The organism is Phaeobacter cretensis, assembly GCF_047372505.1.
Lineage (GTDB): Bacteria > Pseudomonadota > Alphaproteobacteria > Rhodobacterales > Rhodobacteraceae > Phaeobacter > Phaeobacter cretensis.
In genome coordinates, this window is the sequence record NZ_JBKBEU010000001.1 from 986,937 (window position 1) to 1,005,870 (window position 18,934).

Below are 18,934 nucleotides of genomic sequence, written 5' to 3' on the forward strand. Positions count from 1 at the left end.
GCAGGCGCGCGACCGGTATGATAAAGCCGGATGTCAACGATGGGTTGTCGATGTGGGCGGGTATGGCCGACAGGAGGATCCGTCATGTAAACATCAAACTTACCAATCATTCGCGCCCTAAGACCCGCCTGGAACAAAGGTCGGATTGTCGGCCAGAAACGCCCCCTCAAGCCGAAACATGTCTGGGCGATACGAGTTCTCTTTGTGTTAGCAGCGAAGAGCCGTGTTCTGGCGCTATTCAACCTGACGATCGACAGCAAGTTACGTGGATGCGACCTGGTTAGGATGAAAGTCATTGATGTAATGGCATCTGACCAAATCCGAGAACGCGCCTCGGTCTTGCAAAGCAAAACGCAAAAGCCAGTGCGCTTAGAAATTTCTGAAGCCATCGAAATCTGATGACATAGCGGTCGTCGCGGCGGGCGGCTCAAAGCGGTCGTTACGCCCGATGCCTGCTATGTTCCTACGCAGCTAATACGCCATGGAGCGTTCACATCTCATCAAAGGTCTAAGCGCCCACACTGCTCGCGCAGCTAAGAACTGCACGAACCGGAGCATGCAACGATTTCGAATCACCCGCTTCAAAGCCTCGATAGCTGAAGACAATAAGTTGCGGCTTCAACACTCTGCAAAATCAGACCGTTTCGCGACACTCAATCACTTCAACATGCTGATTTTTAACCGGTAATTACGACATCAGCCGAATATCATTAATAATTGACACGAGATCCGTTCATCTCTTACGATCAAATGGAAACGTTTCCACTGATTGTGGTATGCGTCTGACATATGGGAGGGGCAGATGAAATCTGCACGAATGAACCGGCTGTTCGGCCTGTCGGGGAACTGTTTTGATGTGGCGATTGACCACGGCATGTTTAGTGAACGCAGCTTTTTGGGCGGCATCGAAAACATGCATTCGGCGATCAAAACGGTAGCGGATGCAGCGCCCGACGCGATCCAACTACCTCCCGGCACCGCGCCGATTCTGCAAGCCATTCCGGGCCGCATGCGCCCGGCGCTGGTGCTGCGTACAGATATTGCGAATGTCTATGGAACCCCATTGCCCAGCAGTCTGTTTTCCGAGGTGATTGCCGATCCGGTTGAACAAGGGCTTGCCTTGGATGCGGCCTGCGTCGTGGTAAACTTGCTGATGTTGCCGGGTCAGCCGGAAATCCATCAAGCTTGCGTTCAGAATATCAATCGCTTGAAACGCGCCTGCGATCTGGCGGGGATGCCGCTGATGGTCGAACCGCTTGTGATGCAGGACAACGCAAAAGCGGGCGGTGGCTATATGGTGGATGGCGACATCGACAAAATCCTGCCGCTTGTGCGCCAGGCCGTCGAATTAGGCGCTGACATCATCAAGGCCGATCCCTGTGATGACGTATCTGAATATGGTCGCGTGATCGAGATTGCCCAGAATATTCCTGTGCTTGTCCGTGGCGGCGGCAAAGTCTCCGATGACGTGATCCTCAAGCGGACCGCTGAGCTGATGAAGCAAGGCGCGCGAGGTATCGTCTATGGCCGCAATGTGATCCATCATCGCGACCCCGCCGGCATGACCAAAGCGCTGATGGCCATCGTTCATGATGGCGTTTCCGTCGCGGATGCATTGGGGATGATCGGATGACCAAAGTCATCAAATTTGGCGTCATTGGTTGTGGGTTAATGGGGCGTGAATTTGCCTCGGCTGCTGCTCGTTGGCTCCACCTTGAAAACCCGAAGGTTCGCCCTGAAATCGTCGCCGTCTGCGACACAAACGTCGCGTTAATGGACTGGTTTTCAAGCAATATCGCCAGCGTGGCGCAGCAAACCACGAACTACAAAGAACTGCTGGAGAATGACGAGATCGATGCAATCTACTGCGCGCTTCCACATGTTTTGCATGACCAAATATATCCAGAGATCCTGGAGGCAGGAAAACACCTCTTGGGTGAAAAACCCTTCGGCATAGACCGGACTGCGAACTCGCGCATTCAGGCGGCAATTGATGCGCACCCCGAGCTTTTCGTTCGTTGTTCTTCCGAAATGCCATTCTACCCCGGTGCACAGAAGGTGATCGATCTGGTCCGTGATGGAGACATGGGTGAAATCATCGAAGTCGAAGCGGCGTTTTTGCACTCCTCCGACCTGAACCCCGACAAAGCGATCAACTGGAAACGGATGGTCGACGTCAACGGCGCCTATGGCAGTATGGGCGATCTGGGAATGCATGTTCTGCACGTCCCCCTGCGCTTGGGCTGGAAGCCTACGCGCGTCTCAGCCGCGCTGGTCAACCGTTTTCGCACGCGACCCGATGGCAAGGGCAATATAGTTCCTTGTGAAACATGGGACAATGCCACGATCACGGGCCATGTAGAAGATGCCGGCGGCGGTTTTCCACTGGTTATGAAAACCTGGCGTATTGCACCCGGCGAATCCAACACCTGGAGCTTGCGTGTTCTGGGCACAAAGAAAAGCGCCTATTTCACCACCAAAAACCCGCGCCAATGGCAGTGGATGTCCTATGATGGCGGCAAGCAGGTCTGGCAGGTGGAAGACCTCGGTTTCGATACGTTATTCCCGACGATCACCGGCAATATTTTCGAGTTTGGCTTTCCTGATGCGCTTCAGCAGATGTGGGCATCCTTTCTTGATGAAATGTCCGGCGGCGATGCAAATGGCTTTCATTGCGTCACACCAGATGAGGCTGCTGATCATCATGCAATTCTGACTGCAGCGCAGAAAGCTGGGTCCGAGCATTGCGTGGTCGAGGTCGACTATGGGGCCCCTCATGAAGCGTTCTGAGATCAACGATACCATTAAGCGGGCAAAGTTACTGCTAGAGGCCCATCGTTGGTCGCTGCCCGACTGGGCCCATTGGAGTGCCGCAGACTACGAGGCAAATAAGGACCTGGCGGTTTGGTTGAACAGGCATCAAATGGGCTGGGATGTCACTGATTTTGGCAGCGGTGATTTCACCCGGCGCGGGCTTGGATTGTTTTGCTTACGCAATGGGGTGCAGTCATCACATGACAGCCTTCCCTATGCCGAAAAGCTACTCTTTGTTGGTGAAAATCAGGAAACCCCGTTCCACACACACAAGGTTAAGCTCGAAGATATCATCAATCGCGGGGGCGGCGATCTTGTGCTGGAATTTCGCCAACCGGAGGGCGTGACCGAGCCAATCGAACTACGCTGCGATGGTGTTATGGTGTACCGCCAGCCTGATGAGCCGCTGGTTCTTACGCCGGGGCAAAGCGTGACTATTCCACGCGGCCTATTCCACCGGTTCTATGCAAAACCCGGTACAGGTATGGTTCTTGGAGGCGAAGTCAGTCAGGTCAATGACGATGGCGCGGACAATTATTTCCTCGAACCGCTTGGCCGGTTTTCAGCAATCGAAGAAGACGAAGCCAGCCTGCACCCGCTCTGGAACGAAATCGGAACGGCATCATGACAGAGAGGTCCGGCATCATATGTGCGGGCAACTGGATCGTGGATATGGTCCATGCAATTGGCTACTGGCCACGCGAAAGCGAACTTGTGCGGATCGGGGAACAGAGCTTCGATATCGGCGGCGGTGCGGCCAATGTCGTAGCCGCATTGACCAAACTCGACACTGGATTGCCGCTTTGGCCAATGGGTGCTGTGGGTGAGGATGAGCATGGCCGCTACGTCTTGCGTCGCTGCAAAGAGATGGGGCTGCCCAGCAGACATATGCAGGTGAAGGGCGATACCGCCACGGCCCATACCCATGTTATGTCAGTACCTGGACAAACCCGGACCTTCTTTTATCAAGGTGGCGCAAACGACGCGCTGACTGTCGATGACTTTCCGGAAGAGATTTTCACCAAGAACACCGCACGGATTTTCTATCTAGGCTATCCGATGCTGCTGGCTGGTCTGGATGAAATTACTCCTGATGGAACGACGGGAGCCGCCCGCGTGCTGTACCGTGCAAAGACCGCCGGGATGATCACTTGTGTTGATTTGGTGTCGACTGATGATCCGGGATTTGCAGATAGTGTCGGGCACTCACTTCCATATATCGATTATCTGGTCCTGAACGAGATCGAAGCGGCCCATGCAACCCGTCGCGTTCCTGTTGTCGAAGGGGAAATTCCATCTGACGAGGCGCTTACGACCATGGCCCGCGAGCTGATTGAAGCCGGTGTCAACAAAGCGGTTGTTCTGCACTGCCCCGATAAGGTGCTTTGGACTGACAAGGAGGGTGATCAGAAATGGGCCCCAACAAAGCGGCTGGCCGCTGACGAGATTGCAAGCCCCCTTGGTGCAGGCGACGCTTTTTGCGCCGGTCTTCTCTACGCGATCCACGAGTACTGGCCGCTGGAGAACACGCTTGCATTGGCCAATGCAACGGCGCGCGCGTCGCTCAAAGGGGTAACGGCCTGCGAAGCAATTCCCAATTTGAAAGAGTTGGAATGTGATGTGATCCGGATGGAGGAGATCCCGATATCACCATAAATAAATAACTAGAACAATGTCTTATGAGGAGGAAAGACAATGTCCAATATGATCAGAAGAACTTTCGTTGCGATGTCGGTTGCGGCGATGGCCGCGACAGCCCCAATCGGGGCTATGGCGCAAGATAATCCCGTCATCGCAAGCGTGGTCTTTCAGGGCGATCAGTTCATGCAGTTCCTGCAGACTGGGATCCGTGACAAGGCTGAAGCAGCCGGTGCAGAAGTCCTTGAAATCAACATCGACGGTGACCTGGCCCGCGAGATCCAGGCGATCGACACCTATATCGCCCGTGGCGTAGATGCGATCGTGATTGCACCTGTCTCCGCAAAAGATTCCGCGCCAGCTCTGAAGCGGGCCCGTGAAGCCGGGATCATCGTGATTGCACTGAACGGTGGGCTCGAGGACGGCTCTATCGCGAACGCGACATTCTCAACTGCAAACCGTGATCTCGGCGCATCCACAGGCGGTGCCGCAGCGGCGTTCATTTCAGAAACCCTTGGCGGTAAAGCGAATGTGGCCACCCTGGCATTCTCGTCGCTACTGCCCGAACAATCCGGGGACCGTACCGGCGGCTTCAAGGACGCCGTGGTTGAAGGTAACACAATCAACATCCAGTCCGAGCAAGATGCATGGATGCCCGAAGCCGCTGTCACGGTTGCCACGGACATCCTGACCGCGCATCCAGACGTCAACGTGATCTATGCCGCGAACGAAGGGGGCACCGTCGGCGCGATGCAAGCCGTGCTCAACGCCGGTCGTGCGGGCGAGGTCTTTGTCTTCGGCATCGACGGGTCCAAACAGCTGGGCCAAGGGCTCTTGGCCGGGAACAACGTCCTTCAGGCGGTGACAGCGCAAGCGCCGATCATGATGGGTGCAATGGGCGCGGACGCCGCACTGAAAGTCATGGCTGGCGAAGTGGTTGAGGCGCAGACGACTGTCCCTGCCCTACTTCTGAGCCGTACAGACCCTGATGGCGTTACAAACTTCCTCGAAAGCATCCAATAGGTTTCCTGATCGTCAGGTGACTGCAGCAAAGGGCCAGGCAGTGGGCCCTTTGCGATACCGGAGTGAACGACAATGACGCAGCTTTCTCTGAATAATCTCACCAAACACTATGGCGCGGTCAAAGCATTAGAAGGGTTCACCCATGTGTTTGAGGCCGGACAGGTCCACGCGCTGATTGGTAAAAATGGATCAGGCAAAAGCACATTTGTAAAAATGATGTCCGGCGCTATTCAGCCCACAGAAGGGGCGATCAGCGTTGGCCATAACGAGGCCCATTTCGCAACACCGCGCCAAGCTCAAGACGCAGGCATCGCGACGGTCTATCAAGAGCTGAGCCTCGTTCCTGAGCTGTCGGTGGCTGAAAACATATTCCTTGGCCGATTGCCGCGTAAACGGAGCGGATTGATTGACTGGCGCCAATTGCGCCGCCTGACTGAAGAGCTGTTCGTGGAGATCGGCGGTCTGGATATATCGCCCACCGCACGCATTGCAGAGCTGTCGGTCGGGCAACAGCAAATGGTCGAGATCGTCAAAGCGATGAGCTTTCGCCCGAAGGTATTGCAACTGGATGAACCCACGTCCGCGCTTGCCCAAGCCGAGGTGCAGCATCTGTTTGCATTGGTGCGACGGCTGAGGGAGCTCGGAGTGACCATTATCTATATTACCCACCGTTTGGCTGAATTGGGCATGATCGCGGATACTGTCACCGCCATTCGTGACGGGCGTTTTGTCGGCAGTGTGCCGATTGATGACGCAAGCCCACCGGTCATTCTCGATATGATGTTCGGAGATTTGCCACCACTCGAACGACCAACGACGCAAATTGATCGCAGCCAGCCGGTCCTAAGCGTTAACCAGCTGGCACTAGCGCCATTTTTCCACGACGTCAGCTTTAATCTCTACCCAGGTGAGGTACTTGGCATTGCCGGGATGCTCGGATCTGGTCGTACTGAACTTCTGCACGCGATTTTCGGCGCGCGCAGGCTGGAAGGTGGCACAGTGAGTATCCACGGCAGAACCGTCACCACACCAGATATTCCAACCATGAAATCGCTTGGGATAGGATACACATCAGAAGATAGAAAACACGCGGGCTTAGTGCAACTGCTATCGTCTCATGCCAATCTATGTCTGGCCGGCCAGGCCAAGATTGCACCAACCGGTTGGATCACCAAAAACCGCGAACGTCCGTTTGTGGATCGCCAGATCGCTGGCTTGCAGATCAAAGTCGGCGATCCGATGTTGCCTGTATCATCCCTCTCGGGGGGAAATCAGCAAAAGATCGTTGTTGGAAATTGGATCAACAACGCCCCTGACATTCTCCTATTTGACGAGCCCGCACGTGGCGTCGATGTACAAGCCAAGCGCCAAATTTATGAGCTGATCTGGGAAAAGGCGCGCGATGGCGTCAGTTCCATCGTTGTATCAACTGAATTGGAAGACCTGACCGAATGCTGTGATCGCATTCTTGTGCTGCGTGACGGTCAAATCACCGAGACGTTCCTGAACGACGTGCTCGATCCCAAAGATATCTACACCGCTTGTATGGCGGTGCCCCAGAACGCGGAAACAACAGCATGATCCAAACTGACCTGATATCGATCCTACGTCGAAACTCTATGCTACTGATTTTGCTATCACTTTATGTTTTAGTGGCGTCAACTGCTACCGGCTTCATGACCGTCAACAACCAGCTGAACATCCTACGCAACATCGCCGTCCCAGGAATGATCGCATTTGGCATGGCCCTCGTCATAATCGTGGGCGAGATCGACCTGAGCGTCGGGTCGATGGTCGCGGTCTCGGCTTGCCTGACCGCCTGGCTGGTCGACAAACTCTCAGGCGGCGCGCTGGAACCTGCGGTCTGGACCGTGATTGTCGCCTTTGGCGGAACTTTGTTGTTTGCTTCATCCATAGGCTTGATGGCGGGAACCCTGCGGCAAAAAATTAACGTACCTACCTTCATCACATCACTTGCGATGATGGCAACGCTTGCGGGACTGGCCAACCTGATCACCGGAGGCGTTCCGATCTCAAGCTTCCCAAGCTGGTACTACGTAATCGGATCCGGGCGTTTCTGGGGCGTGCCGGTGCCCGTTTACATTCTGGCCACCGCCTTCGTAATCACTTTTACAATTTCGAATTTCACGGCTCTCGGTCGCTCGATCTATGCGGTAGGTGGCAATATGGAGGCAGCGCGTCTATCGGGGATCGATGTTTGGCGCACCAAAACCATCTGCCTCATGATGACCAGCGTGTTCGCCGCTACCGGCGGGATCATCTATTCCTCGCTGGTCAACGCAGGTAACCCAACCATCGCGCGCGGGATGGAGCTTGAGGTGATCTCGGCAGTAATTATCGGGGGCATCAGCCTGTTTGGCGGCAAGGGCACGATCTGGGGAGCCTTCATTGGCGTCTTATTCCTGGGCGTGCTTTTGAACGCAATGACACTCTGGGGTTTCAATCCCTATACCCAGCAAGTGATCAAGGGCGGCTTAATCCTGGGGGCGGTGTTCATCAACTTCTTCATCGACCGAAAATGACGGTGTTTCGTTGGGATCGCGGCCAAGGACGGCTTGCCCGCCAGGGCGCGATGCTCAGCGATCTGGAGTTCTACCTGGAAGACGGGCGCGTCATACGTCCGCTTCACACAGCCCCGTGGCTTGGCAAGGATCTCCCAGCCGCAACGCCGCCAATTTTGAAGCATCTGCAAGGTGAATGGCCTTGTGTTCCCTTTGGGATGACACCAAGCAGCCCGCCGGGCAGCGAGTTGTCCCATAGCCAGGCACCGCAATGTGAATGGCCGCATGGCTATGGGGCGAACCATGGTTGGACGATCACTCAGAACCAACCAGATGGTGCAGAGGCGCAGATCTATTACCCCTTTAACGATGCCGTCAAACGGCTGTCACGCTGGGTGAAAGGCGTGCCCCTATCGCCTGGCGTCGACATAGGATTGCAAATAGAAATGCGCAAAGAGGCCAATTTACCGATTGGCCTACACCCTGTTCTGCGGCTGCCGGAGGTGCCTGGCCAGGCCCGCCTCGTTCTCGGCGCATATGATCAGGCATATAGCTACCCCGGCGATACGGGCGGCACACCTGTCTCTACAGATCCCGCACCGTTTCGGATAGCCGACAGAATGTTGCAGCTGCCCTATGAAACACCGTCCGAGACGATACTGCTCCTGTCAGGTGCAGAGGGTCATGCGACGCTCGAAAACCTAACAGAAGCATATAAAGTTCGCGTCGATTGGGATGCGGCAGTGTTTCCGTCGTTGATGCTTTGGATAAGCAACCGAGGCCGTACAGGCCCGCCTTGGAACGGCCGCCATCTCGCACTTGGGGTGGAACCGGTTTGCTCGGCCTTCGACTTTGGCTCTGCGATTTCCGCGGCGCATAATCCGCTCAACCGTGCTGGCATCAGAACCGCGACTCGCCTCGTGCCCGAGTGCAGCTTTTCGACCCGCTACCGGATTTCTGTCGAAACACTGTAAGGGGGCGCCGTGCTTGCACGCACAACCACCTGCAGGGAAAGCCTATTCAGGTCCGGCTTCTCAAATTTTTCGCCATTTATTTGGTGAAGCAGTTCTTGTGCAGCAAGCTCACCAAGCAGCACAATTGGTTGCTCCACCGTGGTAAGCGGCGGAAAGATATGCGCACTTTGCGGCAGATTATCAAAACCAATCACAGATAGCTGGTCTGGCATGCGGTAGCCCAATTCATGCCCCGCATGGATCACACCAATGGCGGCAATATCTGAAGTGCCAATCACGGCTGTTGGCTTCGTATCATTCAGAATTTGGCGCGCCAAAGCAAAAGAAGCATCAAAGCTATGTGTTTCCCCAAGTGCGATGCCGACGGGGGCGCAATTCTGCTCTGCCAACGCTTCTTCGATGCCTGCGATGCGATCCATAATAGGCGCAGAATGTGTTGGCGTCGCAACAACGGCGATGTCTTTGTGCCCGAGATCAAGCAGGTGCTTGGCCATCAAACGGCCTCCTTCCTTGTGATCGACCGAAACGAGATGACCGGGTTCACCATCAGGAGACCGGTCGACCGCAATGATCGGAATATTACGATCCGCGAAACGGTCAAAATTCTGCGTGGTCACAACCGCCGCTGCAATTACGCCATCAACCTGCTGGCCCAGCAATGTCGATACGTACCGCTGCTCATTCAGTTCATTTTCTTCGGTGTTGCAGATCAGGCTGTGATACCCATTTCGAAATAGGGCCTGCTCCAAAGACTGAGCCAAAATACCAAAAAACGGGACATCTAGACTGGGCAACAGGATCCCAATGAGGCCACTGCGCCCAGACCGCATTTGGCGTGCACCTGCATTCGGTTCGTATCCAAGGTCCAATATAGCTTGTTCAACACGCGCACGCGCATCGGCACTAACCGACGCCCCACCATTTATGACACGCGACACTGTGCCAAGCGATGTGCCGGATCGGCGCGCAACATCTTTCACGCTGACCTTTTGGAGTTTCGGCGAGCTCGTTTTCAATTCGACAGCTTTCGTTCTTCGCAGACAAATGTACCCCGAAACCATAGACTATTACCAACAAATTGGTCGGTTCTGCAGTGATCAAAACGCAGTGGTGCGCCATGACCTATTGCACCAGACGTCCAAAGCCAGGCCGAATAGTTATTGCGGTCAGGTTTCTGTTGCCAGGATCAATGTCCGCCAATCACAGCAGGCAGTATTGCGCAACCTTTAATGCCCAAGCCCGGCATGCAGCGGCCAGAAAATACCGGATATGTTCGACACTCGGTTTCCGATGACTGGAACGACGAAGAGTCCAAAAACCATATCGCTTTGAAACTATAGAAATGCGAATGCTGGACCACTGACATCGACAAACCGATGCGAAAGTTAGGTCCCTAACACGCAGGGTGCTAGGCCCGCAGCTTTGCCTTCATCCCGCAAGAAATGAAAACTCGATCAGAGGAGTGCCTGCTGCAAGTGTCTTGCCACATCGCTGGCCATCACATGCAGCGAAGGCTGAAATCTACGCTATATCAGTGTGTCCAAGGCGCGCGACGGTTGGTGGCGAAGTTTTCGCCGTAGCCACCGGCACGCAAATTGGCCTTGCGTGTCTTGGGCTCGGTCACAACTGCATCGATGCCATTGGCCTCTGCGTACTCCAGTGCCGCTTCCTTCGTATCGAACCGCAGGCGCACCTGGCTTTGGGTATCATGTGAAGATGTCCAACCCATCAGCGGGTCCACTTCACGCGCGCTGGTTGGGATAAAATCCAGAACCCATTTGCGGGTCTTCGCCATACCTGAGGTCATGGCGTTTTTGGCTGGCCGATAAATCCGCGCTCGCATGGGCTGTCTCCTCGAAACTCTCTGTTCTCTATATGCGCCGAACCCTTACCTCGGGCAAGATGGCAAATGCGGCGGATTGCATCGGTTTATCCGGAAAAACGCGCTTTTTTGCTCGGTTTGCACCTGACTTCACACAGGTAAGCAAGCATCGCGGCACAATGCCTCTTGAATAAGAACAAAAACAGATCAATCTCTGCACCTAGCAGGAGACAGCCGATATGCCATACGCCCATTCTGACAAAACCATGCCAATGATGGCCGACCGCGCGCCACAGCAGCGTCCAAAGCTGGAAGGCGGGCGGGAATTTATCATGCAAACCGAATTTGATCCGGCAGGCGATCAGCCCACCGCGATCAAGGAACTCTCCGAGGGCGTGCTGGACGGAGAGCGCAATCAGGTTCTGCTTGGAGCAACCGGCACCGGCAAAACCTTCACCATGGCCAAGGTCATTGAAGAAACCCAACGCCCTGCGATTATTCTTGCTCCGAACAAAACACTAGCTGCTCAATTATATGGCGAATTCAAAGGCTTCTTCCCTGAAAACTCGGTCGAGTACTTTGTTTCCTTTTATGACTACTACCAGCCCGAGGCCTATGTCGCGCGCAGCGATACCTATATCGAAAAAGAGAGTCAGATTAACGAGCAGATCGACCGGATGCGTCACTCGGCCACCCGCTCCCTGCTGGAACGTGACGATGTGATCATCATAGCCTCAGTCAGCTGCATTTACGGCATCGGCTCGGTTGAGACATATTCTGCGATGACCCAGGATCTGAAAGTCGGCGACGAATATGATCAACGGCAGGTGATGGCCGATCTGGTCGCTCAGCAGTATAAACGCAACGATCAGGCGTTTCAGCGCGGCTCCTTCCGTGTGCGTGGCGATTCGCTAGAGATCTTTCCCGCCCACCTGGAAGATCGCGCCTGGCGGTTGTCATTCTTTGGTGAAGAGTTGGAAGGCATTACGGAGTTCGACCCTCTCACCGGCGAAAGGACCGGCAGTTTTGATCAGATCCGCGTTTACGCGAATTCACACTATGTGACGCCCAAGCCGACACTGAAACAGGCTGTCATATCGATCAAGAACGAGTTGAAAATGCGGTTGGACCAGCTTGTTGGCGAAGGCAAGTTGCTGGAAGCGCAACGGTTGGAACAGCGCACCAATTTCGACATCGAAATGTTGGAAGCCACCGGCCATTGCAATGGTATCGAGAACTATTCACGCTATCTGACGGGGCGTGCCCCCGGCGAGCCCCCCCCCACCTTGTTTGAGTTCATTCCGGACAATGCCATTGTTTTTGCAGATGAATCTCACGTATCCGTGCCTCAAATCGGCGGCATGTACAAAGGTGACCACCGGCGCAAATTCACACTAGCAGAACACGGGTTCCGCCTGCCCTCTTGCATGGACAACCGTCCATTGAAGTTTGAGGAATGGGACGCAATGCGTCCACAGTCGGTATTTGTTTCAGCCACCCCATCGAAATGGGAAATCGAACAATCCGGTGGCGTTTTTGCAGAGCAGGTGATCCGCCCGACCGGCCTGCTGGATCCGCAGGTGGAAATCCGCCCTGTTGATATGCAGGTAGACGATCTTCTGGATGAGGTCCGCAAAGTTACCGCAGATGGCTTTCGTACACTGGTGACCACGCTGACAAAACGTATGGCTGAAGATCTCACAGAATACATGCATGAACAGGGGATCAAAGTCCGCTACATGCATTCAGACATCGACACGCTGGAGCGAATTGAAATCCTGCGTGATTTGCGGCTTGGTGCGTTTGATGTGTTGATCGGGATCAACCTGCTGCGAGAGGGGCTCGATATCCCAGAATGCGGGTTGGTGGCCATTCTTGACGCCGATAAAGAAGGTTTTTTGCGCTCAGAGACCTCATTGATCCAGACAATTGGCCGCGCTGCACGAAATGCCGAGGGCCGTGTCATCATGTATGCGGACCGCATCACCGGCTCGATGGAGCGTGCACTGGGGGAAACCAACCGCCGCCGCGACAAGCAGATCGCCTACAATGAGGAACACGGCATTACGCCCGCAACGGTCAAAAAGAACGTCGAAGACGTTTTGGCTGGCCTGTATCAGGGCGATGTGGACATGAACCGCGTTACAGCCAATATCGATACACCAATGCATGGCGCTAATCTGGAGGCCCATCTCACAGGCCTACGCGAACAGATGCGCAAAGCAGCCGAGAACCTTGAATTCGAGGAAGCCGCTCGCCTGCGTGATGAGGTGAAACGATTGGAAGCGGTAGATCTTGCGGTGTCCGACGATCCTCTTGCACGTCAGTCCGCGATCGAAGCGGCCTCAGACGCGGCCGTGAAATCACGCGGTCGATCATCCGCAGGGAAAGCCGGTACGCGGGCCTACCGTGGTAAGTCGCAGAAAAAATTCTCATAGCCGGTAGCCGCGGGCCGCGTGCGTCATCGGTCCGCAACTATCATCAACGGGCTTCTACCGGACTCTCGGACAGAGGACCTAAATGAATAGAAAACGCGGGTGAGCACTAGCTAACAAATGACCGGCTATTCTAGCCCGATTGAAATCAGCCATGTAAATGCCATCGCCAAAGATGATAATACTGCCAACTACGCCTAGAACAACCTAAACTAATGTTTTCAAGATGCGGTTTTTCCCGATGGCACTGCGTCTTCAACGATGAGACGGAAGTAATACCAACGAAACGCGTAATTGGTGCAAAAAACCGATATCGAAATCTACGGCAATACTGCCCAGTTGAAAGAACAGAATACAAGTAATGGAGAGATAAAATGGGTTACAGTCTTCTCGGTTTGCTTATTCTCATAGCTGGCCTTTACGCAATCTATCAAATCCTTACGTCCGGTGCCTCCACCGGTGCCAAGGTGATCTGGGCTTTGGTCATCATATTCCTACCTGTCGTCGGCCTGATAGCGTGGATAATTGCGGGCCCGCGAGGTGGAAGGTAAGATATAACACATAGACTTGCAGAGAGCATGCGCGACGCCAGTTCTATGGCATCGCGACGTTGTTTTCCCACAAAAGCGAGAAGCCTGGCTCTACGGCGGTCGACCACCCTATGGGTTTTGAAATCACCGTGGCGCGAGTCGACCTCGCCTATTCTAAAAATCAAATAGGTCCTCAAGAAAACCGCCACGTTTTTTCTTGTAACGTTTTTCAGAATAACGATGATCTGAATCGCGTTTCTCTGGGCGATAGCTGTCTCGTTGCGCTGGCTGCTGTTGTTGCGCTGGCTGAACGGACCGTTCGATGATCTTGTCCAACTCACCGCGATCCAGCCAAACGCCCCGACACTGCGGACAATAATCGATTTCCACCCCCGCGCGGTCAGTCATTACAAGCTGGGTGCCATCAATTGGACATTGCATCGTTTTCTCCTCACAAAACAACATTGCAATGCAAGTGGGGTCGAAACCCGTTTTGAACAACCCTAAGGGCGTAAAATTGCTGATTGGGGCAATACCAAATCGAACGGCTTATCGTACCACATGCACCGCACAGGCGGCGTGACGCACGACTTGGGTGGCGGTAGATCCCAGGAGTAAATCCTGCATTCCCGGACGATGTGACGCGATAATGATCAGGTCCGATGAATTGTCCCCTGCCCAGTCCAGGATAGCCCGTCCCGAATGGCCATCAATCAACACGCCGGTAGCATTGGGTAGCGTCTTGGCCAATCCGTCGAGCTCTGTCTGCAACGCCTTTCGTGCCGCCTCAAGGTAATCAACCGGCATATAGGAGATTGCATAGGTGGGCACCTGCTCAACGACATGCAAAAGGTTGATCTTTGCATCAGGCGTGGCAAGCAAAGCCGCCAGCTTCAGCGGTCCACTGACATCACGGTCGGGATCAAATGAAATCGGGACAAGAATATTATTGTACATTTGCGGCCTCCTCTATCGGCGCACCTCTCGATAAGGCAGTTCACATTGGGCCGCCTTGATCGAGATCAGCCGCAGCCGCTCAGGAAACGCATCACAGATCAGAAGGTTGCAGCGACCTCATACATCACCGGCTCAAAGCTGCGACATAGTTCATTTATCTCTCGATTGCGCTTACGCATTTCAGGGCTGCGTAGCATCGCCATGAAATCCTCGCGACGACGCCACTGCGAATAATTGGCAATCCGCGTCTGCGCATCGTTCACATGCAGCCCCGCCGAAATAAACCCTGGCTGATGGGAAATGAACTCGGCGTAAGCGGCGGTAAGGGCATCCAGCAGATCCTGACAAGTGCCTGGCGTCATCTCAAATGTCGTGATTACGGTTTGGGTTTCGGTATTGGTCGCTATCGTCGGCATGGCTTCCTCCGTTTTCCATCTTTAGCCTACGCCGGTTTGGCAAGTTCCGGCAGTGATTTTTGTCGTCCCCTGCCCAAAATATCACCTGCCGACGGGCACCCGATTTACATATATAAAGGGAATAGACAAAATAAAAAACAACTTTAAAGTGTTTATATGTGTCACTGGTTCACGCACCTCCTGACCCTAGCCTACTTGTGCCTGATGCCAATGCTCCCGGTATCAGCCGGGGCGTGGTTGCAACAAGAGAACCAGGGTTTCACCTCCACCAGCCTGACGCTACGACAGGATCTTGTTGCGCTGCAGGGGAACGGCGATGGCATGCGTATGCCAACTGAGCTCGGGTTTTATGGTGAGTTTGGGCTTCACCCACGCTGGACCGTTGGCGTCGACCTGAACGTCAGCAAAAGGAGTTCTGCCCATGCACTGATATTCGCCCGCCACCCTCTGTCCCAGCTGGGGCGTGCACAGACTTCGGTTGAGCTGGCGTTGGGAATGAACCAGAGCAGCGAAATCTGGGCCCCGATGCAGCGTTTGACCCTATCCTACGGTCGCAGCTTTGAAACCCAACCTAGAGACAGTCGGCTATCGGGATGGATCGCGCTGGATATAGCGCATGAATGGCGCAGCAAAGGACTGGAGCAGACCTGGAAACTGGACATGACAATTGGATTGGACCGCCCAGGAAAAATAGCGCCGTTGTTGCAGATCGAAACCAGCAAGACAGCAGGATTACCACTGTCCTTGACAACAACCTCCAGTTTGCGGGTTCCACTGGATAGGCACTTTGGGAGCAGCGCGCCTGAACTGGTGATAGGTCTCCAGCACAAGCGCGCCGATACGCAGTCACTTGGGATCAAATTAGCGCTTTGGCACAGGTTTTGACTCGCAACGAACGCAAATCATATTGCATCACTTGTCCACGCGCACAGTCACCTGAACGGTACCGCGCACAGCCTCTGGCCAGATCAGCTGCACCTGATCCCGACGGCTGCCCACGCGTAGCTTTGCGTGTGGCATAGCATGTCGATCGGCACCCCCGCTGAGCTCTACCGGGCCAACGGCGATGACACTATCAACCCCCCGCGCCTGTCCACGAAACGGCAACGCATCATCTGTATCCACGGTCCAGGTCCTGGCTGCACTGCCCTGCACATGTTCAATCCGCAACGGGTTAGCCACGGCGGTAGAAACGTTGTGATAGGTGTTCCCCTCGTAAAAGATACTTTTGGATCGGCTAAAATCGAGATTGGCAAAACTGGTATCCACCCGCTCAGCGCGATCTATGGAGCCATTGATAGAGCGGAATTTATTGCCAGATACCGTCATCCCGTTCAGAAAATGCCCAGTTCCGTATGGTTTTACCACGATATAGCTGAACCATGGCGCAACATCGCCGGACAAGAACACATTGTCAGTGATTGATAGCGCACTGAAGGAAAACCCATCGGTAAAATCTGGCCGCGCGTCACGTTCGTTGGTCCATTCAACAAAGCAGTTGTCGATATAGTTGTCGGACACAGTTGATGCGCAGTTGGTGCTGGTCAGGATAAGGCCTGCAGTCCGGCTCCCATCAGCCACAGTATCACCCTGAAAGAAGTGATTACCGGTCACTGTCTGATTTTGCCCGCCAAGGAGCGCAAAATGGCGGAACTTTGTCGCGCGGTTGTTGCGTAGTTTGGCGTCATTGGCATTGACGTTCAAAGCAATGGACTGCCGGGCAGCGACATTCAACGGCTCCTCATTTGAGAGGAACTGGCAGTTGTCAATCAGGATCCCCTGACAGCCACTGCCAATAGACGTAATGCCGCGATCCCGTGGTCGCGAAATAAAACAATGATCCAGACTGAACACCTTGCCAGCGGGTGCCAGCCGGATACCGCTACAGCGCCCTTCGCACTGAACTTCTACTTCCGTCATGCCAAACTTGCTGAGCGCGCTGAAACCGCCAAAATCCAACATGTATTTGAAATCGCGAAAGGTAAACTGTTGCGTGCCGACCGCATCATAGAGTGGTGCAGTCAGGGTCAGCTCACGTGCACCGACGTTTTTCGCCCGCACGTAGATCTCGCGCCCTACTCCACTGCCTTCGACCAACGCGCCAACAGGGATATTTGCGATATTGGCCACATTGGTCAGCTTACGTGTATCGCTGGTACTATAAGTCGCCTGCGCAGTTACCGTATCCGTCGCCCAAGCGGCGTTTGAGGCGGCCTCAAGCTGGCCGTTGCGGATCACCCTGCGGGTGGCGTAGCTGGTCTTATTTGGCACCGCTGCCTGCATATCAACCGGGCCGCGCAGGGTGACCTTGCGCCCACAAAGATCCAGAGATTCATGATCGACGTTGTTCAATAGGGCCTGAAACGCCTTTTTAAAGCCCAGCTCCTCGTTCCCGAAAGCCGCAGCGTAACTGGGAAAATCGAAATTTCGGGTCAAGAGCAACATGCGGTTGGTCGGCATTTTGACCGTACCCTCAAATTGCACCTCATGGTTCATCGACACCGTGCTTCCAAGATAATACTCTCCCGCCGGAACCAAAACCCGACGGCCAGCGGCGGCGGCATCTGCCGCCTCAAACGCGGCTGTGTTGTCGGTATTGCCGTCACCAATGGCACCGTAGTCCGTAACATCCACTAGGCTGATCATATCGCGCAGGAACACGCCGGTGACATCACGCACCTCGATATCATCGATACGTACTACGCCGCCGTTCGGTCCGATCAAATCCAGCCCCACATGCGCAAACCGCCCAGCACGGCCCCAGGCCATATCAACACCGTTGCGGCTGCCAGTACCAACGATGGCCGAAACTTCAACCACCTGACCATAGGTCGACAGGTTGGTGCCGGGACCAGCCTCCACCACGCCACCCAGATGGCTGCCGCCAGACTGTCCGGCCCAAGCGGCAATGCGAACGGTCGGCAGCGCGCCGCTGATCGCCTTCACCCGCGCTGTGATCTGCAAATAGCAACCCGGGCTCAACATGGTGCGGGTCGTATTGCGCAACTTCTGCACTGAAGTATTTTTTTGCAGTTCCAGGCAGCCGCCGAAATCTGCATCAGCGGCAACAAAGGCCGCGTTGGCTGCGCCCTGATAGGTGTCCGATCCCGGTGTTCCATTCCCACTGGACCAATTATTCAGCCCCTGCTCAAACGCCGGCGGCAGCAGCTCTACGCCATCAGTGATCGCTATGTTCATCAGTCACCCTTTCTAAAACCGCCGTTTCCGGCTGATCAGGCCGAAGCCCGGTTTAATCAAGGAAAGGGTTGTAGATCATGGGATTTAACGCCCCATCAGAGGGGCGTGCGCCGGGTACGCATCACAGCGGGCAAATCAGACAGTCAGATCACGTTGTCGGCGCGTCATCAGTTAGCAACTGAACTGCGTTGATCTTCCATCCCATTGCTGTCTCAACCATCTGATAATCCAGCAAATGTACGCGTCCTTCAGGATCGGTGATCATCACTCGTTGCCACAGGCTTCCAGCAACAGTTCGCAGCGCGAGATAACGGACTTCAACCGGTTGCCAGACCATTGGGTAACCGGACTGGACCATCTCGGCAAATCGGTCAGGGCTGCCAAACACCCCCTGGATCAAAGGAGAAGCGTAGGCAAAGGCGGCCTCGGCATCGCGCCGCAGGAAAGCTGCGATCTGATCGTCAATTACACCGGTTATCGCATCATCGCGCGCCTCAGAAGTCGCAGAAATGGGCAGCGCCATCATGGCGATACAGACACTCATCAACATCAACTTACGCATTACCATCCCCATCTGTTGCACAATTTAAGTAGACCAAAGCAGG

At 54.6% G+C, this 18,934-nt stretch carries 18 protein-coding genes and 1 pseudogene; 12 read left to right on the forward strand and 7 right to left on the reverse strand.

The features are described 5' to 3' along the window. Window positions 1-105: 105 nt before the first annotated feature. The 9 genes and pseudogenes from ACEWZM_RS04755 to ACEWZM_RS04795 form a co-directional block, all read left to right on the forward strand. Window positions 106-384: pseudogene (locus tag ACEWZM_RS04755) on the forward strand (site-specific integrase); the annotation flags it as partial. Window positions 385-802: 418 nt separating this feature from the next. Then, window positions 803-1,633 (forward strand): class I fructose-bisphosphate aldolase, encoded by an 831-nt coding sequence (locus ACEWZM_RS04760; protein WP_414005350.1) that lies wholly within the window; start codon window positions 803-805, stop codon window positions 1,631-1,633. Further along, window positions 1,630-2,790 carry a Gfo/Idh/MocA family protein gene (locus ACEWZM_RS04765; protein ID WP_414005351.1) on the forward strand — a complete coding sequence of 387 codons (1,161 nt, stop codon included), beginning with the start codon at window positions 1,630-1,632 and terminating at the stop codon, window positions 2,788-2,790. The genes ACEWZM_RS04760 and ACEWZM_RS04765 overlap by 4 nt, the downstream gene beginning before the upstream one ends. Further along, entirely contained in the window at window positions 2,777-3,442 is a 666-nt protein-coding gene (locus tag ACEWZM_RS04770; protein WP_414005352.1) for a D-lyxose/D-mannose family sugar isomerase, read from the forward strand. Before ACEWZM_RS04765 ends, ACEWZM_RS04770 begins: the two co-directional genes overlap by 14 nt. Further along, window positions 3,439-4,470, forward strand: coding sequence for a carbohydrate kinase family protein (locus ACEWZM_RS04775; RefSeq protein WP_414005353.1), 1,032 nt, complete (start codon window positions 3,439-3,441; stop codon window positions 4,468-4,470). Before ACEWZM_RS04770 ends, ACEWZM_RS04775 begins: the two co-directional genes overlap by 4 nt. A gap of 39 nt (window positions 4,471-4,509) precedes the next feature. Continuing rightward, window positions 4,510-5,475: a substrate-binding domain-containing protein gene (locus ACEWZM_RS04780; RefSeq protein ID WP_414005354.1), complete on the forward strand. Its 966-nt coding sequence runs from the start codon at window positions 4,510-4,512 to the stop codon at window positions 5,473-5,475. 72 nt (window positions 5,476-5,547) lie between these two features. Beyond that, a complete protein-coding gene (locus ACEWZM_RS04785) occupies window positions 5,548-7,056 on the forward strand; it encodes a sugar ABC transporter ATP-binding protein (protein WP_414005355.1) in 1,509 nt (502 codons plus the stop codon). Beyond that, window positions 7,053-8,018: an ABC transporter permease gene (locus ACEWZM_RS04790; RefSeq protein ID WP_414005356.1), complete on the forward strand. Its 966-nt coding sequence runs from the start codon at window positions 7,053-7,055 to the stop codon at window positions 8,016-8,018. The genes ACEWZM_RS04785 and ACEWZM_RS04790 overlap by 4 nt, the downstream gene beginning before the upstream one ends. Then, window positions 8,015-8,971, forward strand: coding sequence for a hypothetical protein (locus ACEWZM_RS04795; RefSeq protein ID WP_414005357.1), 957 nt, complete (start codon window positions 8,015-8,017; stop codon window positions 8,969-8,971). The genes ACEWZM_RS04790 and ACEWZM_RS04795 overlap by 4 nt, the downstream gene beginning before the upstream one ends. On the opposite strand, the gene ACEWZM_RS04800 is transcribed toward ACEWZM_RS04795, so the two are convergent. Together ACEWZM_RS04800 and ACEWZM_RS04805 are read right to left on the reverse strand one after the other, a co-directional pair. Further along, complete coding sequence (locus ACEWZM_RS04800) at window positions 8,944-9,987, reverse strand: LacI family DNA-binding transcriptional regulator (RefSeq protein WP_414005358.1); 1,044 nt, start codon at window positions 9,985-9,987, stop codon at window positions 8,944-8,946. The genes ACEWZM_RS04795 and ACEWZM_RS04800 overlap by 28 nt on opposite strands. 515 nt (window positions 9,988-10,502) lie before the next feature. Further along, the gene (locus tag ACEWZM_RS04805) at window positions 10,503-10,814 is read right to left on the reverse strand and encodes an ETC complex I subunit (protein WP_414005359.1); all 312 of its coding nucleotides are present in this window, start codon (window positions 10,812-10,814) and stop codon (window positions 10,503-10,505) included. A 218-nt stretch (window positions 10,815-11,032) separates the two neighbouring features. Here ACEWZM_RS04805 and uvrB point away from each other — a divergent pair, with 218 nt between their 5' ends. Together uvrB and ACEWZM_RS04815 are read left to right on the forward strand one after the other, a co-directional pair. Next, entirely contained in the window at window positions 11,033-13,231 is a 2,199-nt protein-coding gene (gene uvrB, locus ACEWZM_RS04810) for an excinuclease ABC subunit UvrB (RefSeq protein WP_414005360.1), read from the forward strand. Window positions 13,232-13,602: 371 nt separating this feature from the next. Continuing rightward, on the forward strand, window positions 13,603-13,779 hold the full coding sequence (locus ACEWZM_RS04815) for a PLD nuclease N-terminal domain-containing protein (protein WP_414005361.1): 177 nt from the start codon (window positions 13,603-13,605) through the stop codon (window positions 13,777-13,779). 153 nt (window positions 13,780-13,932) lie between these two features. Here the strand turns inward: ACEWZM_RS04815 and ACEWZM_RS04820 are convergent, their stop codons facing one another. The 3 genes from ACEWZM_RS04820 to ACEWZM_RS04830 form a co-directional block, all read right to left on the reverse strand. Next, complete coding sequence (locus ACEWZM_RS04820; RefSeq protein WP_414005362.1) at window positions 13,933-14,199, reverse strand: TFIIB-type zinc ribbon-containing protein; 267 nt, start codon at window positions 14,197-14,199, stop codon at window positions 13,933-13,935. 108 nt (window positions 14,200-14,307) lie between these two features. After that, window positions 14,308-14,715 (reverse strand): universal stress protein, encoded by a 408-nt coding sequence (locus ACEWZM_RS04825; protein ID WP_414005363.1) that lies wholly within the window; start codon window positions 14,713-14,715, stop codon window positions 14,308-14,310. Between the two features lie 98 nt (window positions 14,716-14,813). Then, window positions 14,814-15,131 carry an antibiotic biosynthesis monooxygenase family protein gene (locus ACEWZM_RS04830; protein WP_414005364.1) on the reverse strand — a complete coding sequence of 106 codons (318 nt, stop codon included), beginning with the start codon at window positions 15,129-15,131 and terminating at the stop codon, window positions 14,814-14,816. Between the two features lie 237 nt (window positions 15,132-15,368). On the opposite strand from ACEWZM_RS04830, the gene ACEWZM_RS04835 reads away from it, so the two are divergent. Beyond that, window positions 15,369-16,016 carry a hypothetical protein gene (locus ACEWZM_RS04835; RefSeq protein WP_414005365.1) on the forward strand — a complete coding sequence of 216 codons (648 nt, stop codon included), beginning with the start codon at window positions 15,369-15,371 and terminating at the stop codon, window positions 16,014-16,016. A gap of 27 nt (window positions 16,017-16,043) precedes the next feature. Here ACEWZM_RS04835 and ACEWZM_RS04840 read toward each other — a convergent pair whose 3' ends face one another. Both ACEWZM_RS04840 and ACEWZM_RS04845 read right to left on the reverse strand, forming a co-directional pair. Then, entirely contained in the window at window positions 16,044-18,329 is a 2,286-nt protein-coding gene (locus ACEWZM_RS04840) for a glycosyl hydrolase family 28-related protein (RefSeq protein ID WP_414005366.1), read from the reverse strand. A 148-nt stretch (window positions 18,330-18,477) separates the two neighbouring features. After that, entirely contained in the window at window positions 18,478-18,891 is a 414-nt protein-coding gene (locus ACEWZM_RS04845) for a DUF4864 domain-containing protein (RefSeq protein WP_414005367.1), read from the reverse strand. Window positions 18,892-18,934 lie beyond the last annotated feature (43 nt).

Bases quoted from the DNA above. Each gene is read 5' to 3' on its own strand.
- ACEWZM_RS04760 (WP_414005350.1), top strand. From the start codon at position 803: ATGAAATCTGCACGAATGAACCGGCTGTTCGGCCTGTCGGGGAACTGT.
- ACEWZM_RS04765 (WP_414005351.1), top strand. From the start codon at position 1,630: ATGACCAAAGTCATCAAATTTGGCGTCATTGGTTGTGGGTTAATGGGG.
- ACEWZM_RS04770 (WP_414005352.1), top strand. From the start codon at position 2,777: ATGAAGCGTTCTGAGATCAACGATACCATTAAGCGGGCAAAGTTACTG.
- ACEWZM_RS04775 (WP_414005353.1), top strand. From the start codon at position 3,439: ATGACAGAGAGGTCCGGCATCATATGTGCGGGCAACTGGATCGTGGAT.
- ACEWZM_RS04780 (WP_414005354.1), top strand. From the start codon at position 4,510: ATGTCCAATATGATCAGAAGAACTTTCGTTGCGATGTCGGTTGCGGCG.
- ACEWZM_RS04785 (WP_414005355.1), top strand. From the start codon at position 5,548: ATGACGCAGCTTTCTCTGAATAATCTCACCAAACACTATGGCGCGGTC.
- ACEWZM_RS04790 (WP_414005356.1), top strand. From the start codon at position 7,053: ATGATCCAAACTGACCTGATATCGATCCTACGTCGAAACTCTATGCTA.
- ACEWZM_RS04795 (WP_414005357.1), top strand. From the start codon at position 8,015: ATGACGGTGTTTCGTTGGGATCGCGGCCAAGGACGGCTTGCCCGCCAG.
- ACEWZM_RS04805 (WP_414005359.1), bottom strand. From the start codon at position 10,814: ATGCGAGCGCGGATTTATCGGCCAGCCAAAAACGCCATGACCTCAGGT.
- uvrB (WP_414005360.1), top strand. From the start codon at position 11,033: ATGCCATACGCCCATTCTGACAAAACCATGCCAATGATGGCCGACCGC.
- ACEWZM_RS04815 (WP_414005361.1), top strand. From the start codon at position 13,603: ATGGGTTACAGTCTTCTCGGTTTGCTTATTCTCATAGCTGGCCTTTAC.
- ACEWZM_RS04820 (WP_414005362.1), bottom strand. From the start codon at position 14,199: ATGCAATGTCCAATTGATGGCACCCAGCTTGTAATGACTGACCGCGCG.
- ACEWZM_RS04825 (WP_414005363.1), bottom strand. From the start codon at position 14,715: ATGTACAATAATATTCTTGTCCCGATTTCATTTGATCCCGACCGTGAT.
- ACEWZM_RS04830 (WP_414005364.1), bottom strand. From the start codon at position 15,131: ATGCCGACGATAGCGACCAATACCGAAACCCAAACCGTAATCACGACA.
- ACEWZM_RS04840 (WP_414005366.1), bottom strand. From the start codon at position 18,329: ATGAACATAGCGATCACTGATGGCGTAGAGCTGCTGCCGCCGGCGTTT.
- ACEWZM_RS04845 (WP_414005367.1), bottom strand. From the start codon at position 18,891: ATGCGTAAGTTGATGTTGATGAGTGTCTGTATCGCCATGATGGCGCTG.